We start from the raw sequence: 19,715 nt of genomic DNA, 5'->3' as shown, positions 1-19,715 counted from the left end.
GTTCTTGGTAATCTGGAACTTGGAGAAGGATTGATGTCCACATTCGAACGATATTTGACTGTCTGGGTGGCTCTGTGCATCGTCGCAGGGGTAGCTTTGGGCCACTTCTTTCCAACAGTATTCCATGCAATCGGAGCTGCTGAAGTCGCCAGAGTCAACATTCCGGTCGCCATTCTTATCTGGCTCATGATCATCCCCATGTTGCTGAAGATCGATTTCAGCGCATTGAGACAGGTCGCTGAGCACTGGCGTGGCATCGGCGTCACACTCTTTATCAATTGGGCCGTCAAACCATTCTCTATGGCGCTTCTTGGCTGGTTGTTCATTGGCTGGCTGTTTCGCCCTTATCTGCCTGCAGACCAGATAGATTCCTACATTGCAGGGCTGATTATTTTGGCGGCTGCCCCTTGCACGGCAATGGTATTCGTCTGGTCCAACCTGACCAAGGGCGAGCCGCATTTCACACTGTCACAGGTCGCACTGAACGATGCGATCATGGTTGTGGCATTTGCCCCTATCGTCGGGCTACTGCTCGGACTGTCGGCAATTACTGTCCCGTGGGACACGCTCGTTCTGTCGGTTGTCCTCTATATCGTCATTCCGGTAATTGTCGCGCAAATCCTGCGCAAAAGCATTCTCGCCAGTGGAGGAGAACGAGCGTTCGATGCAATGCTCAAGACACTACAGCCCCTGTCCCTGGTAGCGCTTTTGGCGACACTCGTTTTGCTATTCGGGTTTCAAGGAGAGCAGATCATCGCACAACCCATGATCATTGCGGTGCTGGCCGTTCCGATCCTCATTCAGGTCTATTTCAACTCTGGTCTCGCTTATCTGTTGAATCGCATTTCAGGCGAGCGACATTGCATTGCTGGTCCCTCGGCATTGATTGGCGCCTCAAACTTCTTTGAACTGGCGGTAGCAGCCGCAATCAGCCTGTTTGGCTTCTCATCTGGAGCAGCACTTGCAACGGTGGTTGGCGTTCTTGTTGAAGTGCCTGTCATGCTCTCGGTCGTCTGGATCGTGAACCGCTCAAAGGACTGGTACGAACGCGGCGCAAATCAAAAGCCAGTCAATGAAGCCGGAAAGCTCTGATGTCAGTTACGATCTATCACAATCCGAACTGTGGGACATCTCGCAACACATTGTCCTTGATCCGTGCCAGCGGCGAACAGCCTGTCGTCATTGAATATGTGAAAAATCCGCCTTCGCGAGAACGTCTGGTCGAACTGCTCACTGCAATGCAGATGACACCTCGCCAACTCCTTCGCGAGAAAGGCACACCCTATGCTGAACTGGGATTGTCTGATCCCAAATGGACCGATGATGAACTGTTCGACTTCATGATGGCGCATCCTATCCTGATCAATCGTCCAATCGTGGAAACGCCTCTTGGCACCAGACTGTGCCGTCCGTCAGAACTGGTTCTCGACATTCTGGAAAATCCGGTGTCGTCATTCACCAAAGAGGACGGAGAAGTCATCACCCATGAAAGAAAGTCCCGCTGACATGGACCTGCCGAACCTCGATCAGAATTCCTTCGCATTGCCCAACCTGGATGCACTACGCGCCGACTTTCCAAAGCATAAGCCTCGTATCCTCTTGCTCTATGGCTCACTTCGTGATCGCTCTTACAGTCGGTTTTTGACGCTGGAAGCGCAGGGACTTCTCGATGCGATGGGTGCTGAAACGCGTATCTTTCATGCCAATGGTCTTCCTTTGCCAGACGACGGTTCCGCAGAGCATCCAAAGGTTCAGGAATTGCGTGAGGCAATGCTGTGGTCAGAAGGACAAGTCTGGACTAGTCCAGAACGTCACGGAGCCATGAGCGCCGTCATGAAATCGCAGATCGACTGGATACCTTTGCCCGGTGGAGCAATTCGTCCGACCCAGGGCCGAACTCTGGCATTGATGCAGGTTTCAGGCGGGTCGCAGAGCTTCAACGCCGTCAATCAGATGCGTGTTCTGGGGCGCTGGATGCGAATGATCACCATTCCAAACCAGTCATCCGTCGCCAAGGCATGGCAGGAATTTGACGACGCTGGACGGATGAAATCATCATCCTTCTATGATCGCGTAGTCGATGTGATGGAAGAGCTGATGAAGTTCACACTTCTGACGCGTGGCATCTCGGATCATCTCACAGACCGTTATAGCGAGCGCAAGGAAGAAGCAGCCAAACTCGAAAAGCGCGTATCGTTGAAATCGATATGAGCAACGAATTACCCGCATGACGAAACCACAACCCGATCGGAGAACTGCGATGGAAAACAGACTTTAAACAGTCTGGCAGATCCGTGAAATGGAACTTCTGCCGACAGCGAAGCGCTGATGCCTATTACGCTTCAATGCGCGAGGGCATGTCATTTGAGACAAGCGAGGCAACCCGGCTAACAAGGATTACCAGATACGCATTCATATTCATCGCCCCGACGCTGTGAGCAGCACCCTGAAGAACTATTGTAAAAGTTCTCAACTAGCACGACGGCGCCTGACACCTCGTTGTAGAGAATGCCAGGGCCTGATTGACGAGCAGATTATTTGTCGAGATCAACACCGTCGAAACGGTGTGCGTCAGAAGGCTCAATGAGATAGCCCTCAACGTTTGAAGCCGTAACGACCGTAATGAGACCATTGGCCAGCGGTATCCAAGGTGCGTCATCCGCTGCAATCTGCTGAGCTTGCTGATAGAGTTCGGCCCTCCTCCCTTCAACAGTGGTATTGCGTGCTTCGCTAATCACTGCATCAAAGGCCTGGTTACACCATACAGCTTTATTGTTACCCCCTACCGATTTACAGCTCAGCAACGGCGTCAAAAAGCTGTCGGGATCGCCATTGTCTGCAGTCCAGCCCGCCAGAACCGCACCCTGATGCGAGGGGTCGTTGGAACGCTTTAGATACTCGCCCCATTCATAGGTGATGATTTCCGGCTTCAGACCGGCTGCCGCTAGATCCGCCTGCAGTAGTTCGGCGGCGCGCTTCCCATTGGGATTATACGGGCGCGAGACAGGCATAGCCCACAGTGTTATCTTCTGCCCCTCCAGTCCGAGCTCCTTGATCTTCTGACGTGCAGCATCCGGGTCATAACTGATAGTTCTCAGATTCTTGTTGAATCCGAACATATCCGGTGGAAGGACACTGTCTGCAATAATTCCACTACCCTGATAGACAGCGTCCAGAATTGCCTTTTTATTGACTGCCTGCGTAACTGCGTTTCTGACCTCTGGTCGGTCAAATGGCTTTTCGGTGGTGTTGAACGCCAGATACCCCACATTCAGCCCTGGTCGTTGAATAACTTTGAGGCTTTTGTCGTCTTTGAGAACCGGAATATCTGCCGGCGCGGGATAAACGGCGACCTGGCATTCTCCGGCTTTAAGTTTCTGGATACGGATCGCCGGATCAGTTGTGATGGCAAAAATAAGCGTGTCGAGAGGCTGCCTGCCGCCCCAGTATTCGCTGAAAGCTTCGTAGCGAATTACAGCGTCGGTCTGATAGGCGATGAAACGAAACGGTCCGGTGCCGATTGGCTTTTGGTTAAGATCGCTAAGACGTCCTGAGGCTGCGAGCTGATCGGCGTATTCTTTTGAAAGGATGAATGCAAAATCAAGGCCAAGCAGACCGAGGAAGGGAGCGGTTGGCTCTTTGAGGACAAACCGCACCGTAAGATCATCGACCTTCTCCAGCTTTTCTACAAGCTGAGGAATGCCCACATCATTGTAGTACGACCACACGGCATCTTCTGCAGAAGCCGTATAAGCCGCATCACCCGACTGCCTTACAAAGCTGAAGACAACATCATCTGCATTGAGAGGACGCGACGGAGTGAAAATGTCATTGCTCTGGAATTTTACGCCTTCACGTAAATGAAAAGTATAGGTCTTGCCGTCTTCTGAGATTTCCCAACGTTCCGCAAGAGCTGGCACGATTTCCGTGGAGCCGCGTTTATATTCGATAAGCCGATTGTAGATGGTTTTCGACGATGCATCGAAAGTCGATCCTGCAGTATAGCGTGCTGGATCGAAGCCTTCCGGACTTGCTTCTGAACAATAAACCAGCGTCTTGGCCTGTACCGCAGGTGCAAGGGAACTCAGCGCGCAAAAGGTGGCGGCCGCAAAAAGAAGGGGTTTCATGAATATTCCATCTGTCAAAGAAAAGGCGTCCCATAAGGGACTGGGTTTAACGAAGGCAGTCCGTCAAATATTGACTGAACACGTCGCGGCGCTGTTCTTCTCTAAGTAACGCTGTTGTTTTTCATCTGCGATCTCTAGACCTTTAAAGGGGATGATCTGGGTGGTCGCAGGCTTGAGGGAAGTGGCGTTGAAAACGTCGCGTAGTCGGCCTGCCTCGTTCGCCTGAGCGCTCGAATGCACAAAAATTGCGGAGCGAACACCTTCACCGGTTTCCTCACCCTGCCTGTCCAAGGAGGTCGGGTCATGACTGTCCCAAAAGAAGCGGATCAGCGCATCGTAAGAAAGAACCTGCGGGTCGAAATCGATCTGTACCACTTCGATGCGAGCGGCAGTGGTTGATCCGTCTGTACCACTTGAATGGCCAACACGTGTATCGATTACCCCGTCGATTTCACGGAAGAATGCCTCCGCTCCCCAGAAGCAGCCGGCTCCAAATGTTGCCTGCTCCATAATTTCTCTCCTTAGATGTCGTGTGAGAATAGACGGCTTGGTTTTTCCAGGATCGTCACTCCGCAATTGGCGACGGGAACCGCGAGGTCCAAAGCACGCAGATGAGCTTTCTAAATCCTGCGGCTCTGTTCCGGTTTGAAAGGTCCAATCAAGACAGCATCCTGGTGGGTCGAAATCCCGTGAAAGTTGAGCCGACTACATTTTCACCCAAGCAGAACCTCGGGAGGAAGGGTTTTACTTCGGCGATATATTCTGGCTGCATTGTTCAAGAGTCCCGCTATGAGGTTAGACTATATATCAGGGCGCGTTATCGCGACGAGGTAGAAATGCGCTGTGAGATGTTAACAACGGAGAATAGAATTCTCCCGAAGGTTCATGAAGGCTGCACACCTCATCCCAATGCACCACGCTATTACAACCTCTCACAGTACCCCAATTGATGGGATGCAACTTCAACGCGTTCCCGCGCATTTCAATCAAGCTGAAGGGTTAGGAACGCAGCCTCTATCAATCTGAATAAACTCAACAATATTGGCTGTTTCCGACTATTAAAGCGGGGCACGAATGCCTCCACATCAACTCAGCCCTTTTGACCCTCCTCCACAACCGGCCCCTTTCTCTGGCTAATTCCTGATTTTGATTTCTGAGGAATTATCAACATTCGGCTCGCATGCACCGTTGTCCAACAGAGGGCAGAAAAGAATAGCCTTTCGGTGCTATCGATGTTGGACACTTCGCACAACCGCATCGAGAACGAGAGCGGTTGGAACTTACCCTCCGCCAGACACACCGCGTTTAGGTAAGGTGAAGGCGTAAGCGTCCCCTTCACCCTGTTTCAAGTGTCGATCTTTCGCTCACCGAAACAGATATCGAGCAATTGCGTCATGACGGAATGTCCCAGGGACTGACACCCGAGATCGCCTGAACGTAACACTTACCACTATAAGACCTAGGTGGCTTCACCCAGACTTCACCCAAGAATCAACCTCCAATTATCGGTGGTTATAAATAACTGAAAAATATGTATTATTTCGAATGCGAATTTAAATAGGTGACAAAAACAATGTTAAAATATTGTATCACGTTGATTATTCTAGCTGCCGCAACTTCCGCTCATGCGGATGAGGGAGAAGGGTTCGGGAGCAGTGAGACGGAATGCAAAACCTTTGCGGAGAGTGTTTGCCGCACTTCCGCAGGCGTCGATCAGGAGTGTTTTACCCGTATCTACGATACTTGCCGTACACCAGTCGACAACGACTAGAAGGCAGGCTCTCGCCGCCAAGCATTTTTTGCACCGTTCACCACAACTCCCGCCGATTTTATTCCCGTTAACTAGAAGGCTTGATGAAGGCTCGACACTTCAGCTTGGTTTGCCATGCGATCGCGTGACCCCATAGGTTCTAACTCACCCGCTAATCTCCACCCAAAACCAGTGTTATGGCCGCAGGATTGCACTATGCTCGTGGTCACGCCGGACGCATCCGTGGTGACATTGAAATTCACCGCAGCAAAGTCAATACGCAAACACTTCGATCAAGACCGAAGCATTCCTTCGTAGAAGGCTGTAACAATGGCCAATGACCATTGGAGCAATCTTCATGACCTTTATGCGAACTGCCAAAGCGGCGCCATTTTTCGGTTGGCATGTCGTGGCCGGGACCTTCGTCCTGGCAATATTTGGCTGGGGGATTGGTTTTTATGGACCGCCTATCTACTTGCAGATGGTGGTGCAGCGAACCGGATGGTCTGTGGCGCTCGTTTCAACTGCCACAACGCTGCATTTCTTGGTCGGTGCGGTGGTCGTTGCAAATCTTCCTCGGCTCTATCGGCTGGCGGGAGTTCCTGCTCTAACAGTCGCAGGAGCTGTCCTTCTTGCCTCTGGCGTCGTAGGTTGGTCTATAGCCGATCAGCCTTGGCATCTGTTTTTCGCCGCTGTTTTGACCGGAACAGGCTGGGTTACGATGGGTGCAGCTGCGGTGAATGCCATTGTTACTCCCTGGTTTATCAAGAGCCGTCCCGCAGCACTTTCCATGGCCTATAATGGAGCGAGCGTAGGTGGCGTCATTTTCTCTCCTTTGTGGGTGATGCTGATTGCTTTGATCGGGTTCGAAATGGCTACAATTATTGTCGGAACTTTTATGGTTACGACCGTGATTGTTCTGGCTATTGTGGTGTTTTCCAAATCTCCCGAGGCCTTGGGGCAATCTCCCGACGGAGGACAGTCGAGTCAAGCAGCACCACTGACGGCTTCGCAGTCCCCTATAACAATGTCAGGCAGCTCATTATGGCGCGACCGACGGTTCGTCACGCTCGCTATAGGTATGGCGGCCGGATTGTTCGCGCAGATTGGACTGCTGGCGCATCTGTTTTCAGTTATGGTTCCAGTTTTTGGATCCCGAAACGCAGGTTTACTCATGGGGGGCGCTACCGTTTCAGCGATCGTTGGGCGCACCAGCATCGGCTGGTTTATGCCTAGTTGGGCCGATCGACGTCTCATCGCTTCGGCAAGCTATGGAGTTCAGATCATAGGCTCGCTAATCCTCTTGGCGACGGGTGGCGATAATGAAGCTTTGATGATCGTCGGAGTTTTGCTGTTCGGGCTTGGCATCGGCAACGCGACATCGCTGCCGCCGTTGATCGCCCAAGTCGAATTCAATAAAGCCGATGTCGCTAGGGTCGTGCCTCTAATTGTTGCGATTAGCCAAGCAATTTATGCTCTCGCGCCCGCACTTTTCGGAATTGCAAGAGCGATGTCTCCGCTCACCATTTTTGCACTCGCCGCGGCAATCCAGCTCCTTGCAGTAACCGCGTTCCTTTCCGGACGGCGGAAATGACCGCCTTCTGATTAGATGCCATCTTTGCAATCAAAAGCCTACAACGCTATTCGCGGATTTCATCAAGGTATTGGCTTCACGCACAAATTGCTGGGTCGCTCATCATCTCGTGAGCAAAAAGGAGCAAACGTTCCGAAGGTTTACAACGCAGTCGAGCAAAGCCTCTAGCAACGGCTCAGCAATTATAAGGGAACTATAAGGACGCCAGTGGGTTTCCAACACTTCTGCCCTGTTGTGTTCCTACGTGTCTAAAGTTGAGATTGTGCAATGGCAAAAGAAAAACTGTCAAAGTATCGCTCAAAGCGGGATTTCAAGAAGACCGGTGAGCCTAGTGGCGACGCTGTCATTGGTCGATCCGATCGCCTTCGTTTCATTATCCAAAAACACGACGCAACCAGGCTTCATTATGATCTCCGACTTGAACTTGACGGCGTGTTTAAGAGCTGGGCAGTCACCAGGGGCCCCTCGCTTGATCCACACGATAAGCGACTGGCGGTTGAAGTAGAGGATCATCCGCTTGATTATGGTGACTTCGAGGGAACGATTCCGAGCGGTCAGTACGGCGGCGGCACTGTCATGCTTTGGGATCGCGGCTATTGGAAGCCAGAAGGAAAAGCATCACCGGAAGAAGCCTTAAAAAAGGGTGATTTAAAATTTATTCTGCAGGGGAAGCGCCTGCATGGCAGCTTCGTGCTGGTGCGCATGCGCAATGATCGGGACGGCGGGAGACGCACCAACTGGCTCCTCATCAAACATCAAGACGAACATGCCTTGGAGAAGAATGGCGCGGCGGTGCTCGATGAGCACATGACATCGGTCGCGTCCGGCCGTACGATGGACCAAATCGCCAGTGGCAAGGGCAGGAAGCCTAAGCCATTCATGATGGATGATAGCAGTGTTCAGGCCAACGCCGTTTGGGACAGCAAGCAAGGTCTTGCGGCAGATCGTCGAAAAACTAACATGAAGCGACGAAGCGTTGCCGCTACTGATCTGCCGGAATTTATTGCGCCGCAGCTTTGCGAAACGCGTGCTCGGCCGCCATCAGGTGCCAACTGGGTTCATGAGATTAAATTTGATGGCTATCGTATTCAGTTACGCGTCTTGGCCGGAAAGGTGACGCTGAAGACGCGCAAGGGTCTCGACTGGACAACAAAATTCCCCGAAATTGCCAAAGCCGCCACCGGGCTTCCCGATTGCATCGTCGATGGCGAGATTTGCGCGCTCGACGACCACGGAGCACCCGATTTTGCGGCACTTCAGGCGGCCCTATCGGAACGTGCCACAGCGGATCTGGTCTTCTTTGCCTTTGATCTTTTGTTTGCTGATGGTGAGGATATGCGAGAAATGGCTTTGGTTGAGCGAAAGGCCCGGGTGCAAGCCCTCTTTTCTGAGGACAAGATGAAGGATCCTCGGTTGCGCTTCGTGGAGCATTTCGAAACGGGCGGAGACGCAATCCTACGCTCAGCATGCAGGCTGTCGCTGGAAGGCATCGTCTCCAAAGTATCGGACGCACCGTACGTATCGGGCAGAAGCAACACCTGGGCAAAGTCAAAATGCCGTGCGGGACATGAGGTGGTGATCGGCGGATATTCTAAGACCAATGGAAAGTTTCGTTCGCTTTTGGCAGGTGTTTACCAAGACGATCATCTCGTCTATGTCGGACGGATAGGCACCGGCTATGGTGCAAAAAAGCTCGAAACTCTTCTTCCGAAGTTGCGCGCCGCTGAAACAAAAACGTCACCTTTCACCGGAATCGGGGCGCCAAAAAGCGGAAAAGAGATTGTCTGGTTAAAGCCTGAACTTGTCGCCGAAATCGAATTTGCGGGATGGACCGGTGACGGTCTCGTCCGTCAGGCCGCGTTCAAGGGATTGCGCGAGGACAAACCAGTTGACGAGGTGACAACAGAGAAGCCGGCATCGCCGGCAAAACACGAAACACTTGAACCTGTTGCCACGCCGGAGAAGCGTTTCCCTCGCAAGGGCGGTAAGGCAGAGGTGATGGGAGTGATGATTTCCAATCCTGATAAACCGCTATGGCCTGACGCCGATGATAACAAGCCTGTGACAAAGGAAGACCTTGCGCATTATCACGAGGCCGTTGGGGATTGGTTGATCGAACATGTCAGAGGGCGACCATGCTCCATTATACGAGCGCCGGACGGCATAGGTGGCGAGCAGTTTTTCCAACGTCACGCAATGCCTGGCAGTTCCAATCTCCTCGAGCTGGTAAAAGTTTTCGGCGACAAGAAACCCTATCTACAAGTCGATCGGGTTGAAGGCTTGGTAGCCATCGCACAAATTGGCGGTATTGAGCTCCACCCATGGAATTGTGAGCCTGGTACACCGGAAGTACCAGGCCGCCTCGTATTCGACCTCGATCCGGGCCCCGATGTCGCCTTTTCAGCGGTGGTCACGGCGGCGCGCGAGATGCGTGATCGTTTGGATGAATTGGGCTTAATCAGTTTCTGTAAAACGACTGGTGGGAAGGGACTGCATGTCGTGACGCCACTTGCCGTGAACAAAAGAAAGCCTTTATCATGGAAAGAGGCAAAGGGATTTGCGCACGATGTCTGCGAGCATATGGCTCGCGACAATCCCGATCTTTATCTGATCAAAATGTCCAAGAGTTTGCGCAGCGGTCGCATCTTTCTCGACTATTTGCGCAATGATCGCATGGCGACGGCCGTAGCGCCGTTGTCGCCGCGCGCACGACCGGGCGCTAACGTCTCTATGCCACTCAATTGGACGCAGGTGAAATCTGATCTTAATCCAAATCGATATACTATTCGCACTGTTCCAGCCTTGTTGAAGACATCGAGTGCATGGCAGGACTATTGCGATGGCCAGCGTCCGCTGGAAAATGGCATCAAACGTCTCACTACAGTAAGACGGATGGTCTGAAACAGATATGTACAAATCGGTCGGTATTTTTCGATTGTTTAGTAGAAATATTTTTTTACGGTCAACTAAATCAGACTATATTTAACATATGTCAGCTTTCGCTAGCTTGTATTGATTGTTTGTAAAGTCAAAATACTAAAAATATTTTCTTTATTTATTTCCATTCAACTGAGCGGAAAAACCGACCCCGATATTTTTCGATCAACCACGATGATAGAACGAAGCCGGAAGCCATATAAATTTTCTACATTGCGCTGACGCAGCATTCGTAAAGTTCATTTACCGCACAAAGCCACCCGATGCTTGCATGAATGACCTTGATCAGTCTCCGAAGGCTGGGACTAAGGGCTGCAATTTTCTATGAGGCAAAACGAGAATTAATTTGGGACATTTGCGTCTTGAGCGCAACTCCTCCCCCAGGTTATTAAAGAGATGCGGGGGCCGGTGATGAAGTCGGCGTCTGAAGAGATGCCACCGGTCAATGACCGGCTTCATCGCCGCCAGTTTATTTAGTCTTTCATGACCGAAACTTACTTTCTTCTCTAAACTAAAGCCTATTGTTTTATTCGTATTGACGATCATTTGCTCAACTTTTTATACCTTGCGTGTCGGGCGGCCACACAGGTAGTGGCTGCCCGAGAGGCGCGAGCAGTTTTAAAAATTTTCCCATTCAACGATTTAGGCACGAGTTTTTAAGCAAGCTACTGGCGGATTCGACACGATTCCGCGGACCAGTGGCCCGGTTTTTGAATTCACTGCACCACGCCGTGCTTTGGAAAAATAGCCGGATACACTGATTGCGGGGGGAGCAATGCGCATCCGGCCAAGTCTGGGAAACATATGCTTGCAAGCGTTGAAAACATAGCATTCTATCCGTTTAGTGCTACCGCAATTAACATCCCACAACTTAGTGGGTCTAACAGTGCGCTGCGCGCCAGGAAATTCATTTTGTGCTGACTAACGTTCGATCTTGATCAGCCAGGAAGTTCTGTTCTTCCATTTAGCAATAGTATTCTTTTCTCCCCTACCATCGGGAGAGCGCCATCGGGCTCGTCTCACTATTTTGTATTGCTTGAAGGACTGCCTCTGTCATGGTGGCGGCTCCATGTGAAACCTGAACCTTAGTCCTTTATTGCATTCGCGCGAAAAAATGCCCCGTGAAAGTCCGGGTTCACACCTCAATTTCTGGTATGAGGGCGTTAGATATCGCCTTATTGTTCATGTTGCCTACCCATACAAGCGCGTGCTGGTTAAATTGACTGGCAATCACAACGATGACGATCTCGCACGGGCTCTTGCAGAAGTCAGTCGCTATTTTGATGACCCGCCGGATTCATTGAGCGACGATGGAGTGCGCTTCGATATTCTTTCCCATCGCATTGAAGCATAGGACGGAAAATAACTACGCCATCGACGCGACAGAACCGGTTGAGTCTATCAAGGCACACGGAAGGGACTGGGCGTCCTAAAAATGAGTTGGCAGAGCTATTTGAAACGCGATCTCTAGCATACGAAGTGCTAAACAGAAGCATGGCCTAACAGTCAATGTGCCGGAATAGCAAGCTTGTTTGCACGTGTCGTTATGCAAAGCACATGATCGCGCAACTCCTACATTAGACTGTGAGAATTTAGTTATTGACAGATCGGTCCATAATGAATAGTTTGCGTGCATGGCGAGACCACGAGAATTCGACCGCGACGCGGCGTTGAAGAAAGCACTTGGAGTGTTCTGGGCAAAAGGATTCGCCGCGACTTCCACCGATGACTTGCGTGAGGCTATGGGGATCGGCAGGCAGAGCCTTTATGGTGCCTTCGGCGACAAACGCACTCTGTATCTGGAAGCACTCGATACTTATCAGCAGATGTCAAACACTGGCCATGTCAGCAGGCTATGCGGCCCGATATCGCCTTTGAAGGGAATCGAGAATTTGCTTGCTGGCATCGTGGTGGATGACGATTCCGAGCGAGCGCTGGGGTGCATGGGGGTTGGATCCGTCAGCGAATTCGGTGCGACCGACCCGGACCTTAATGCGCGCCGCAGCGCCGCCAGCATGGCACTGGGTCGACGCATCGCTGAGAGGGTGTCAGAGGGCCAGAAATTGGGGGAGATCAACGCTGCGCTAAATCCTAATGAGGCTGCAGCGTTCATCCAGATGACCATGACGGGACTGCAGATCGCCGCGCGCGGCGGCGCAAAAGCCGCCGATCTGAAGGCGATGGCACGCTTTGCAACGGAGCGCTTGAAGGCTTAATGCGTCCTCAGACAATACTGAGGCCTTTTCATTTAAATAATTATGGACTGATCTGTCAAGAAAAGGAGACCCCATGACGATCGACGAACGAAAGACTGCACTCGTATTTGGAGGAGCCCGTGGCATCGGCGCCGCTGCGGTAGAAAGACTGGCAAAAGAGGGCTACGACGTTGCCTTCACATACGTATCGCGGCCGGACAGTGCTGAGGCTCTCGTGAACGAGGTCAAGAAGAGTGGGCGCCGCGCCATTGCAATTCAGGCCGACAGCGCAGACGCTGAAGCCATCCGGGGCGCAGTGGCTAAGACGATCGATATCTTCGGGCCAATCGACGCTATCGTTGTCAACGCTGGAATTTTGCGGCTTAACACGGTGGATGCGGTTAGTCTCGAAGAGCTCGATCTTATGATTAACATTAATATTCGAGGCGTATTCCTTTCCATCCAATCCGCGGTGCCACACATGAAGGATGGCGGCCGCGTCATCACGATCGGATCGAACACGGCAGAACGCACTGGTATGGCGGGAACGAGCGTCTACCAGTTCTCCAAGGCTGCGGTCGCAGCAATGGTGAAGGGCTTGGCTCTTGATCTCGCTCCTCGGCGCATCACCGTCAACAACATTCAGCCTGGCCCAACTGATACGGATATGAATGCTGGCGCTATTGAGATGTTGTCAGACCGAAGCCCGTTGAAGCGCGTTGCCAACCCAGAGGAAATTGCGGGAATGGTGTCCTACCTCGTAGGTCCAGACACCTCGTTTATGACTGGGTCGAGCCTGACGATAGACGGAGGCTGGACGCTGTAAATCTGCGCTTCGGATAGCCAGGGGCGCGTGCAGCGGCCCTGGCCACAGAAGTAACAGTCAGCTCCGGATGAATGCCAGTATATCTGAGTTCACAACCTCAGGATTGGTGGCAAGCATACAACGCGGCCAAGCCGGGTCTGGATCGCGCCTGCGAGATTTTTGCGCCATCTTGGTTATTGCCGAAGAAATGGCCTGTGGCTCGGTCAAGATAGAGCCGCGACCTGTCGACCAATTCCTTGCGGAGATCGCAAAAGTCTTCAATGGCGGTACCGTCGGGATGTTTCGGGTCTTCAGCATGCCCAACAGGCGCCAGAAAACTGCGTGGTTCACGTATTGCGGAAGATTTTCGGGTTCATCGACGTCCCTGTGCCTACAGCATAACTGCGTCGATACGAAAGCGCACTCCATGCTGACAGGCCTTTTTCTTGTAACTGAGCAGATCAAACACCTAAGAAATTGGCCACAACGTCTGCAAATTCTTGAGGAGCAACGCGCGGATAAAAATGGCCCCCTTGCATTTCCTGGATAAGTGAATGTGCAATGAGATGATGCAGTTCTTCGACATGATAATATGGGATCATGATATCGTCACGCGCGCCGAGTAAAAGCGTCGGCTGATTGATCGCTGTCAGCTCTTGCGACCGATCAAAGTCTAGCAACATAGCGATGCGCTGTGCGGTCACCGAGTATGGGATAAGATTTTCGGCCGCGCTGGTAACCGCCGTAAGAAGTTCGGCTTCATGTGCGGCTATCCATTCCGGCGTATAGCCGAACACATGCGTGAGGTTTTGATACGCCGTCACCTCACCCTTCCGCATCATCTCCAAACGCGACAAGAACAGCGCACGAAAGCGTGCATCCGAACGTGCCCAGCTTCCGCTTATGACCAATGACCTGGCACGCTCAGCCGCATCAAGCGCAATGGTTTGTACCACCGTACCGCCGGTTGAATGGCCAACCAGATGGGCGGCATCGATCCTTTCTGCATCTAAAACAGTCACAACATCGCTTGCAATTTGCTGGATAGAATAGCCTTTGTCGGGGCGGTCGCTTCTCCCCGCCCCTCGATGATCAATCGTGATGATCTTAAGCCCGTTGAGAGCCTTCTCGACACCCCGCCAGAAGCGGCCATCGCCCCCCAGACCGGGGATAAGCACGACGGGTTCGCCCTCGCCCGTCACCTCATAGTACAGACGGCAACCGTCATCAGCGAGAGCTATCGACATTTGGCGCTCTTTCTCAATTAATTGCCCGGCCAGGTGTCGCCAAGGCGAAATCCCGTCGGGAACGGATCTGTCGGGTCGAGTACATAATTATGGAAAGCAGTGATCCATGCCTGTCCGGTTATCGCCGGGCGAATGGCCGCCTGACCGCCACATGTGGTTTCTTTAAGCACGCGACCGATAAATTCGGTACCAATGATCGATTCATGAATGAATGTTTCACCAACCGCGACCTGCCTGCGCGCATGCATCACCGCCAATCGTGCACTTGTACCAGTTCCACACGGTGAGCGATCGATGCGACCCGGCGATACAATCACAGCATTGCGGGAACGCTTGACACCATCGCGCTCCTCCAGGGGCCCCGCAAACAGCGTCTGATTAATCGTATGGATTTCCGGGTTTTCCGGATGAATAGCCGGAAGCTGTTCAGCGGCGGCTTTCTTGATCCTCTCACCAACTTCGACGAGCCTGGCTGCTTCGGCTTTGTCGACGTTAAAGCCGATTGATGCTGCATCGACCAGAACATAAATCATCCCGCCATAGGCTACATCAACAGTAATGGTCCCAAGCCCCGGCACGTCAACCTTTGCATCGAGCGCGAAAACAAAAGATGGAACGTTCTCAAATGTAACGCTTACGCATTTGCCGTTTTCACACTGCGCCGTCACCGGCACGAGCCCTGCCGGAGCTTCCAGAACCAGTTTTGTTTCTGGCTCCTTCATCGCGATCATGCCCGTTTCCAGCAGAGCCGTTACGGTGCAGATTGTATTGGTGCCGGACATCGGCACATAAAAATCCGACTCCATAATGACAAAACCAGCATCCGCTTCGGGTTTTGTCGCTGGCAGAACAAGATTAACGCATTGCGTTACCCGACCACGCGGTTCGTTTAGCAGAAAATTGCGCAGATCATCAGCTTGGCTTTCAAGATACTGCATTTTCTCAAACATCGAAGAGCCCGGCACGTCGAGAACGCCGCCAGTGATTACCTCATTTAATTCGCCGGCAGCATGAACGCCGACGACATTGACCATCTTCGTAAAGCGCATGGCTTAATCCTTCAAGGAGGCGAGCTTGGCGATGGCGTCATTCACGACAGTTTCAACATGCACGCGCTCGTCTCCCACCAAAGGAAGACGCGGCTCACGCACCCATTCGGGTGCGCCATAGACCAGCTTTTCAGCAAGTTTAATATACTGAACCAGCTTCACATGCGTATCGAGATGGAAAGACGGCGTCAGCAAACGATATAGCTTGCGTGCTTCTTCGAAGTCCCCAGACCAAGCAAGGTTGAACAGTTTTACACATTCGGCAGGCCAGACATTGGTCATACCCGAAACCCAGCCAGTGACGCCCAATGCCAGACTTTCAACAATCAGGTCATCCACGCCACAGAACACCGAGAAACGCTCGCCACATGCATTGTAAAGATCGGTCACACGACGAATGTCGCCACACTCTTCCTTGATGCAAACAATCGAGGGGGTCTCCTCCAATTGTTTGAGTATTTCTGGTGTCACATCCACACCGTAAGCAATGGGATTATTGTAGATCATGATCGGCAAACCGCTGCTTGCAGCAAGCGATTTGTACCAGGCCACGGTCTCTCGCGGGTCGGTCTTATAGGCAAGCGATGGGAACGCCATCAGACCCTGAGCGCCAAGCTTTTCATAGTGACGAGCAGCAGCTCCCGCATCGGCCGTCGAGATCTGAGCGAGGCCAGAGAGCAGCGGCACGCGATCAGCGACAACTTCTTTTGCTGCCAGAATAACCTGATCACGTTCTTCGGCCCTCAGCGAGGCATTTTCACCAAGCATTGGCAGTACAATGACGCCGGAAACGCCATTGGTGATCAACCGCTCTATCGAAGCAGCAGTGGCATCGAGATCAAGCGCACCGTCTTGCTTGAGCTTTGTGGTAACGGCCGGAAATACACCTGTCCAACGTGTCATGCTTTTGTTCCCTTATTTGTGTTTTTAATGAAATTCTCGATAAACTTCGTCATCGTTTCGGGCGTTTCGCAAGGCAAAGCACCAATCGCCTCAATATCGGCTTTAACGTCTACCGGAAGCCCCGAATTTGAGTCTTCAGGGATCTCATTGAGCTTTCCACCAATTAGAACGGGCATATTGGAACCAGCCTCTTTGAGAGCTGCCAGCACATCACGAGCATAGCGCAATGCGATGCCGTTATACGTCGATATAGCGATGAAATCGGCTTTTTCGGCAAGGGCTGTGGCAACGACCGCTTCCGGGTCCGCAGAGGTGCCTCCGTCAATGATGCCGACGGAACTCATGCCAAGAATGCGCTCGATCAGGTTCTTGCCATGCTCATGCACGTCCGATGAGGCGACGCATCCTCGCAAACCACTTTCAGCAATGTCTATACGTGCAGGCTCCGGAATGCGTTCAACCCATCCATGTGCACTTTCTTCAAGCTCCTCGACCCACTCAGCCAACATGACCGAGCGACGACCACCCCAGGCAGTTGCATCTTCGCGGCCCGCGCCATAGAGGCTTTCCAACCGTTTCGGCCCGATACGACGCAAGGCAAGCATAAGCGCTGCCGCGTCATTGATATTGACGCCCGCTTCTTCAAGACCGGACAGAACATTCTGACTAAAACGCTGCCCGGCTTCGATCAGACCATCAGCAGCTTTATCCACCTGTGCTAGGTCGATCAGACTGGCTGTTGGGATCGCGTGTTCTGCCATGCGGGTGGCAAAAGTCTGTGCATCAATGATTTCATCAACATCGGGTATGCGCTGATTTTCGGTCACAGGTACAGGGTTGATTGCATGTCCTGTATGAATGCGCGCCAAGGCCCAGATATCAGCCTGCAAATAGCTTGCAAGACTGGCAAAATTACCTGCCGAGGTTGATTTATAACTCACCGTATTGCCGAATAGCATAGTGCCCGGTGCATCGCTGAATGTCGCCAAAGCCTTATGGAATGCCATTCGCACGAGTGGTGCTGTGTAATGGTGACCGAAGCAATGCGACATGCGCCCGCCGATCAGGTTTTCAACGATATGCCGCTCGATCAGCACCATGCCAAGCGCCGAACTCATATCTGCAAATAGCCCTGCAAAACCGTCGTCCAGATTCGAGTGAACGAGCACCTCCTCATCTTGAGCCGCGATCAAACCAAGCGCTGTGACAGCAGCTTCAGTCGTTGCAACATCATCATCCCAATAGGGCAAGCGGAAGGTGAAATATTGCCCCAGATTACCAATGGCAGTAGCCCCTGCGGCAAGCGCACCCTTGGTGTTCTCGATAGCACCGGGTAATCCGAGCATGAAGTCGCCAAAATGCGCAGCCGCCGGTGCGGCATTGGTGATGCGTGCAAAGTCCTCAGGCCCGTTTAGAACAATGCCTGTTCCCTTGGGTCGATCTTTGCGCAGTGCAACCGGGTAACCCATTGACCAGTCAAGCGTAATACCGAAACGATCGACCGTCACGCTGCGACTGGCACAGGTGCCGTGCACTTCGCCAATCGCTTCAACAGTCCGCTCAACGCTACGAAAGCCTATATGCGCATGTTGCATCATGCGGCCTTCGGAGGCCTTGCGTCGTTTATATTCCGCCTCGCAGGTAACATTATTCGCGTCGAGAAAGGCATTTCTACCAACCCGCCAGTCGCGAGAAAGCTGTCTACCTTCAGCTATAAGATCAGTTCCCGGCTTCATGCGCTCAGGAACAAGATCAGCAAGGGCAGGCAGAACGGATTTCATGGCTACACCATTGGTGAAATTGCAGTTGGCTTAAGAATGCGGATAGTCTGACGTTCAATCATGCCCTTGATCGCTTCGAGATAGGCTTGCCATCCTGGATGAACGAGCATGCGCGCGCGCTTTTCCTCGCGTTCGGCAATGTTTTCATAGCGCCACAGCGCTACAACATGGTTCAGTTCGCCAATATCGCAGACGAAATGTCCTACGAAGCCGCCGAGGATTTCTGTCTGGATTTCAAGGCCAAGCTTTTCATATGTCGCAATGAATTCCGCCATGCGACCCGGAACGATATGATAGTCGCGTTCTTCGAGGATCATGATCGCCTCACTTTACCTGGAAGCCAAAGGCAAGCGGATCGCGCTCGTCCACAAGGATCGTATTATAGCCTGTGACACGCGCCCAACCACCAATGCTCGGCCGAATGGCAGGCCGACCGCCAACTTCCGTGGCACTCTCCACCCGACCATGGAACAGTGTACCAATGATCGATTCATGTACGAACGTTTCGCCAACGTGCAGCAATCCTTTAGCGACGCGCTGCGCCATGCGGGCCGATGTACCCGTTCCACAAGGCGAACGATCAATAGCCTTGTCGCCATAAAAGACAGCATTTCGGGCATCAGCTTCAGGATGCTTGCCCTTGTCAGCCCACATAACATGGCTGACGCCAGCAATTCGGTCATCTTCAGGGTGGATCGGCGCCACCGCTTCCTGTACCAGCTTGCGGATCAGCGGACTGATTTTGAGAATATCGTCAGCACTCATATTATCAAGGCCGGCCCAGTTTTTCTGCGGTTCAATGATGGCATAAAAATTTCCTCCATAGGAAACATCGACCACAAGTTCGCCGATGCCCGGAACGTCGATCTTCGCTTCGCTGGCATGGAGATAGGCGGGCAAATTGTATATGCGGACTTCGTCAACGAACCGGCCGTTGCGCTTGTACTCGACCTCCACGCGACCAGCCGGAACTTCGAGTGCGAGTTTTCCTTCGGTCTTTGGAACGACAAAACCCTGTTCAAGTGCAACTGTGACAGTGCCGATCGTGCCGTGTCCGCACATTGGCAGACAACCGGATACTTCGATAAACAGTACCCCGAGGTCGCAATCGTCGCGGGATGGCGGATAGAGAACCGATCCAGACATCACATCATGACCACGGGGTTCAAACATCAGTGCCTGACGCACCCAATCATGATCACGCAAAAAAAGCTGACGCTTTTCCGCCATGCTGACATTCGGCAAAATCGGTGCCCCACCAGAAACAACCCGAACGGGGTTGCCGCAAGTATGAGCATCGACACAGATAAAAGTATGCGGATTCATA

16 protein-coding genes are annotated in these 19,715 nt (G+C 52.3%); 8 read left to right on the top strand and 8 right to left on the bottom strand.

Features of this window, described 5'->3' with window-relative positions:
• Positions 1-33 precede the first annotated feature (33 nt).
• The 3 genes from arsB to arsH are packed head-to-tail and all read left to right on the top strand — an operon-like array spanning position 34 to position 2,211.
• A complete protein-coding gene (arsB, locus tag QSJ70_RS13325; protein WP_285537013.1) occupies positions 34-1,092 on the top strand; it encodes an ACR3 family arsenite efflux transporter in 1,059 nt (352 codons plus the stop codon).
• Complete coding sequence (gene arsC / locus QSJ70_RS13320; protein ID WP_285537011.1) at positions 1,092-1,505, top strand: arsenate reductase (glutaredoxin); 414 nt, start codon at positions 1,092-1,094, stop codon at positions 1,503-1,505. Before arsB ends, arsC begins: the two co-directional genes overlap by 1 nt.
• Entirely contained in the window at positions 1,486-2,211 is a 726-nt protein-coding gene (arsH, locus tag QSJ70_RS13315; protein WP_285537008.1) for an arsenical resistance protein ArsH, read from the top strand. Before arsC ends, arsH begins: the two co-directional genes overlap by 20 nt.
• A gap of 323 nt (positions 2,212-2,534) precedes the next feature.
• Here the strand turns inward: arsH and QSJ70_RS13310 are convergent, their stop codons facing one another.
• Together QSJ70_RS13310 and msrA are read right to left on the bottom strand one after the other, a co-directional pair.
• Complete coding sequence (locus QSJ70_RS13310) at positions 2,535-4,127, bottom strand: ABC transporter substrate-binding protein (RefSeq protein WP_285537006.1); 1,593 nt, start codon at positions 4,125-4,127, stop codon at positions 2,535-2,537.
• Between the two features lie 63 nt (positions 4,128-4,190).
• Positions 4,191-4,637 carry a peptide-methionine (S)-S-oxide reductase MsrA gene (gene msrA / locus QSJ70_RS13305; protein ID WP_285536997.1) on the bottom strand — a complete coding sequence of 149 codons (447 nt, stop codon included), beginning with the start codon at positions 4,635-4,637 and terminating at the stop codon, positions 4,191-4,193.
• A gap of 1,598 nt (positions 4,638-6,235) precedes the next feature.
• Between msrA and QSJ70_RS13300 the strand changes: the two genes are divergently transcribed.
• The 5 genes from QSJ70_RS13300 (at position 6,236) to QSJ70_RS13280 (ending at position 13,429) form a co-directional block, all read left to right on the top strand.
• Positions 6,236-7,471: an MFS transporter gene (locus tag QSJ70_RS13300; RefSeq protein ID WP_285536989.1), complete on the top strand. Its 1,236-nt coding sequence runs from the start codon at positions 6,236-6,238 to the stop codon at positions 7,469-7,471.
• 267 nt (positions 7,472-7,738) lie between these two features.
• Positions 7,739-10,372, top strand: coding sequence for a DNA ligase D (gene ligD, locus QSJ70_RS13295; RefSeq protein ID WP_285536987.1), 2,634 nt, complete (start codon positions 7,739-7,741; stop codon positions 10,370-10,372).
• Positions 10,373-11,522: 1,150 nt separating this feature from the next.
• A complete protein-coding gene (locus QSJ70_RS13290) occupies positions 11,523-11,762 on the top strand; it encodes a type II toxin-antitoxin system HigB family toxin (protein WP_285536985.1) in 240 nt (79 codons plus the stop codon).
• A gap of 280 nt (positions 11,763-12,042) precedes the next feature.
• On the top strand, positions 12,043-12,624 hold the full coding sequence (locus QSJ70_RS13285) for a TetR/AcrR family transcriptional regulator (RefSeq protein ID WP_285536983.1): 582 nt from the start codon (positions 12,043-12,045) through the stop codon (positions 12,622-12,624).
• A 73-nt stretch (positions 12,625-12,697) separates the two neighbouring features.
• Positions 12,698-13,429: an SDR family NAD(P)-dependent oxidoreductase gene (locus QSJ70_RS13280; RefSeq protein ID WP_285536982.1), complete on the top strand. Its 732-nt coding sequence runs from the start codon at positions 12,698-12,700 to the stop codon at positions 13,427-13,429.
• Positions 13,430-13,869: 440 nt separating this feature from the next.
• Here QSJ70_RS13280 and QSJ70_RS13275 read toward each other — a convergent pair whose 3' ends face one another.
• From QSJ70_RS13275 to QSJ70_RS13250, 6 genes are read right to left on the bottom strand one after another with little or no spacing between them, the layout of a single operon-like run.
• A complete protein-coding gene (locus QSJ70_RS13275; protein WP_215780230.1) occupies positions 13,870-14,655 on the bottom strand; it encodes an alpha/beta fold hydrolase in 786 nt (261 codons plus the stop codon).
• A 17-nt stretch (positions 14,656-14,672) separates the two neighbouring features.
• Entirely contained in the window at positions 14,673-15,704 is a 1,032-nt protein-coding gene (locus tag QSJ70_RS13270; protein ID WP_285536979.1) for a proline racemase family protein, read from the bottom strand.
• Between the two features lie 3 nt (positions 15,705-15,707).
• Positions 15,708-16,607 (bottom strand): dihydrodipicolinate synthase family protein, encoded by a 900-nt coding sequence (locus tag QSJ70_RS13265; protein ID WP_215780226.1) that lies wholly within the window; start codon positions 16,605-16,607, stop codon positions 15,708-15,710.
• Positions 16,604-18,388 (bottom strand): cobalamin B12-binding domain-containing protein, encoded by a 1,785-nt coding sequence (locus QSJ70_RS13260; protein WP_285536976.1) that lies wholly within the window; start codon positions 18,386-18,388, stop codon positions 16,604-16,606. The genes QSJ70_RS13265 and QSJ70_RS13260 overlap by 4 nt, the downstream gene beginning before the upstream one ends.
• A 2-nt stretch (positions 18,389-18,390) precedes the next feature.
• Positions 18,391-18,705, bottom strand: a complete 315-nt coding sequence (locus tag QSJ70_RS13255; protein WP_215780222.1) for an NIPSNAP family protein — start codon at positions 18,703-18,705, stop codon at positions 18,391-18,393.
• Positions 18,706-18,712: 7 nt separating this feature from the next.
• A complete protein-coding gene (locus QSJ70_RS13250; protein WP_285536974.1) occupies positions 18,713-19,714 on the bottom strand; it encodes a 4-hydroxyproline epimerase in 1,002 nt (333 codons plus the stop codon).
• Between the last annotated feature and the right edge of the window lies 1 nt (position 19,715).

It is taken from the genome of Brucella sp. NBRC 12950 (assembly GCF_030268145.1).
In the GTDB taxonomy this organism is placed as follows: Bacteria; Pseudomonadota; Alphaproteobacteria; order Rhizobiales; family Rhizobiaceae; genus Brucella.
Note: the sequence above shows the minus strand (reverse complement) of the source record. Positions and strands in the feature narration are given on the sequence as shown.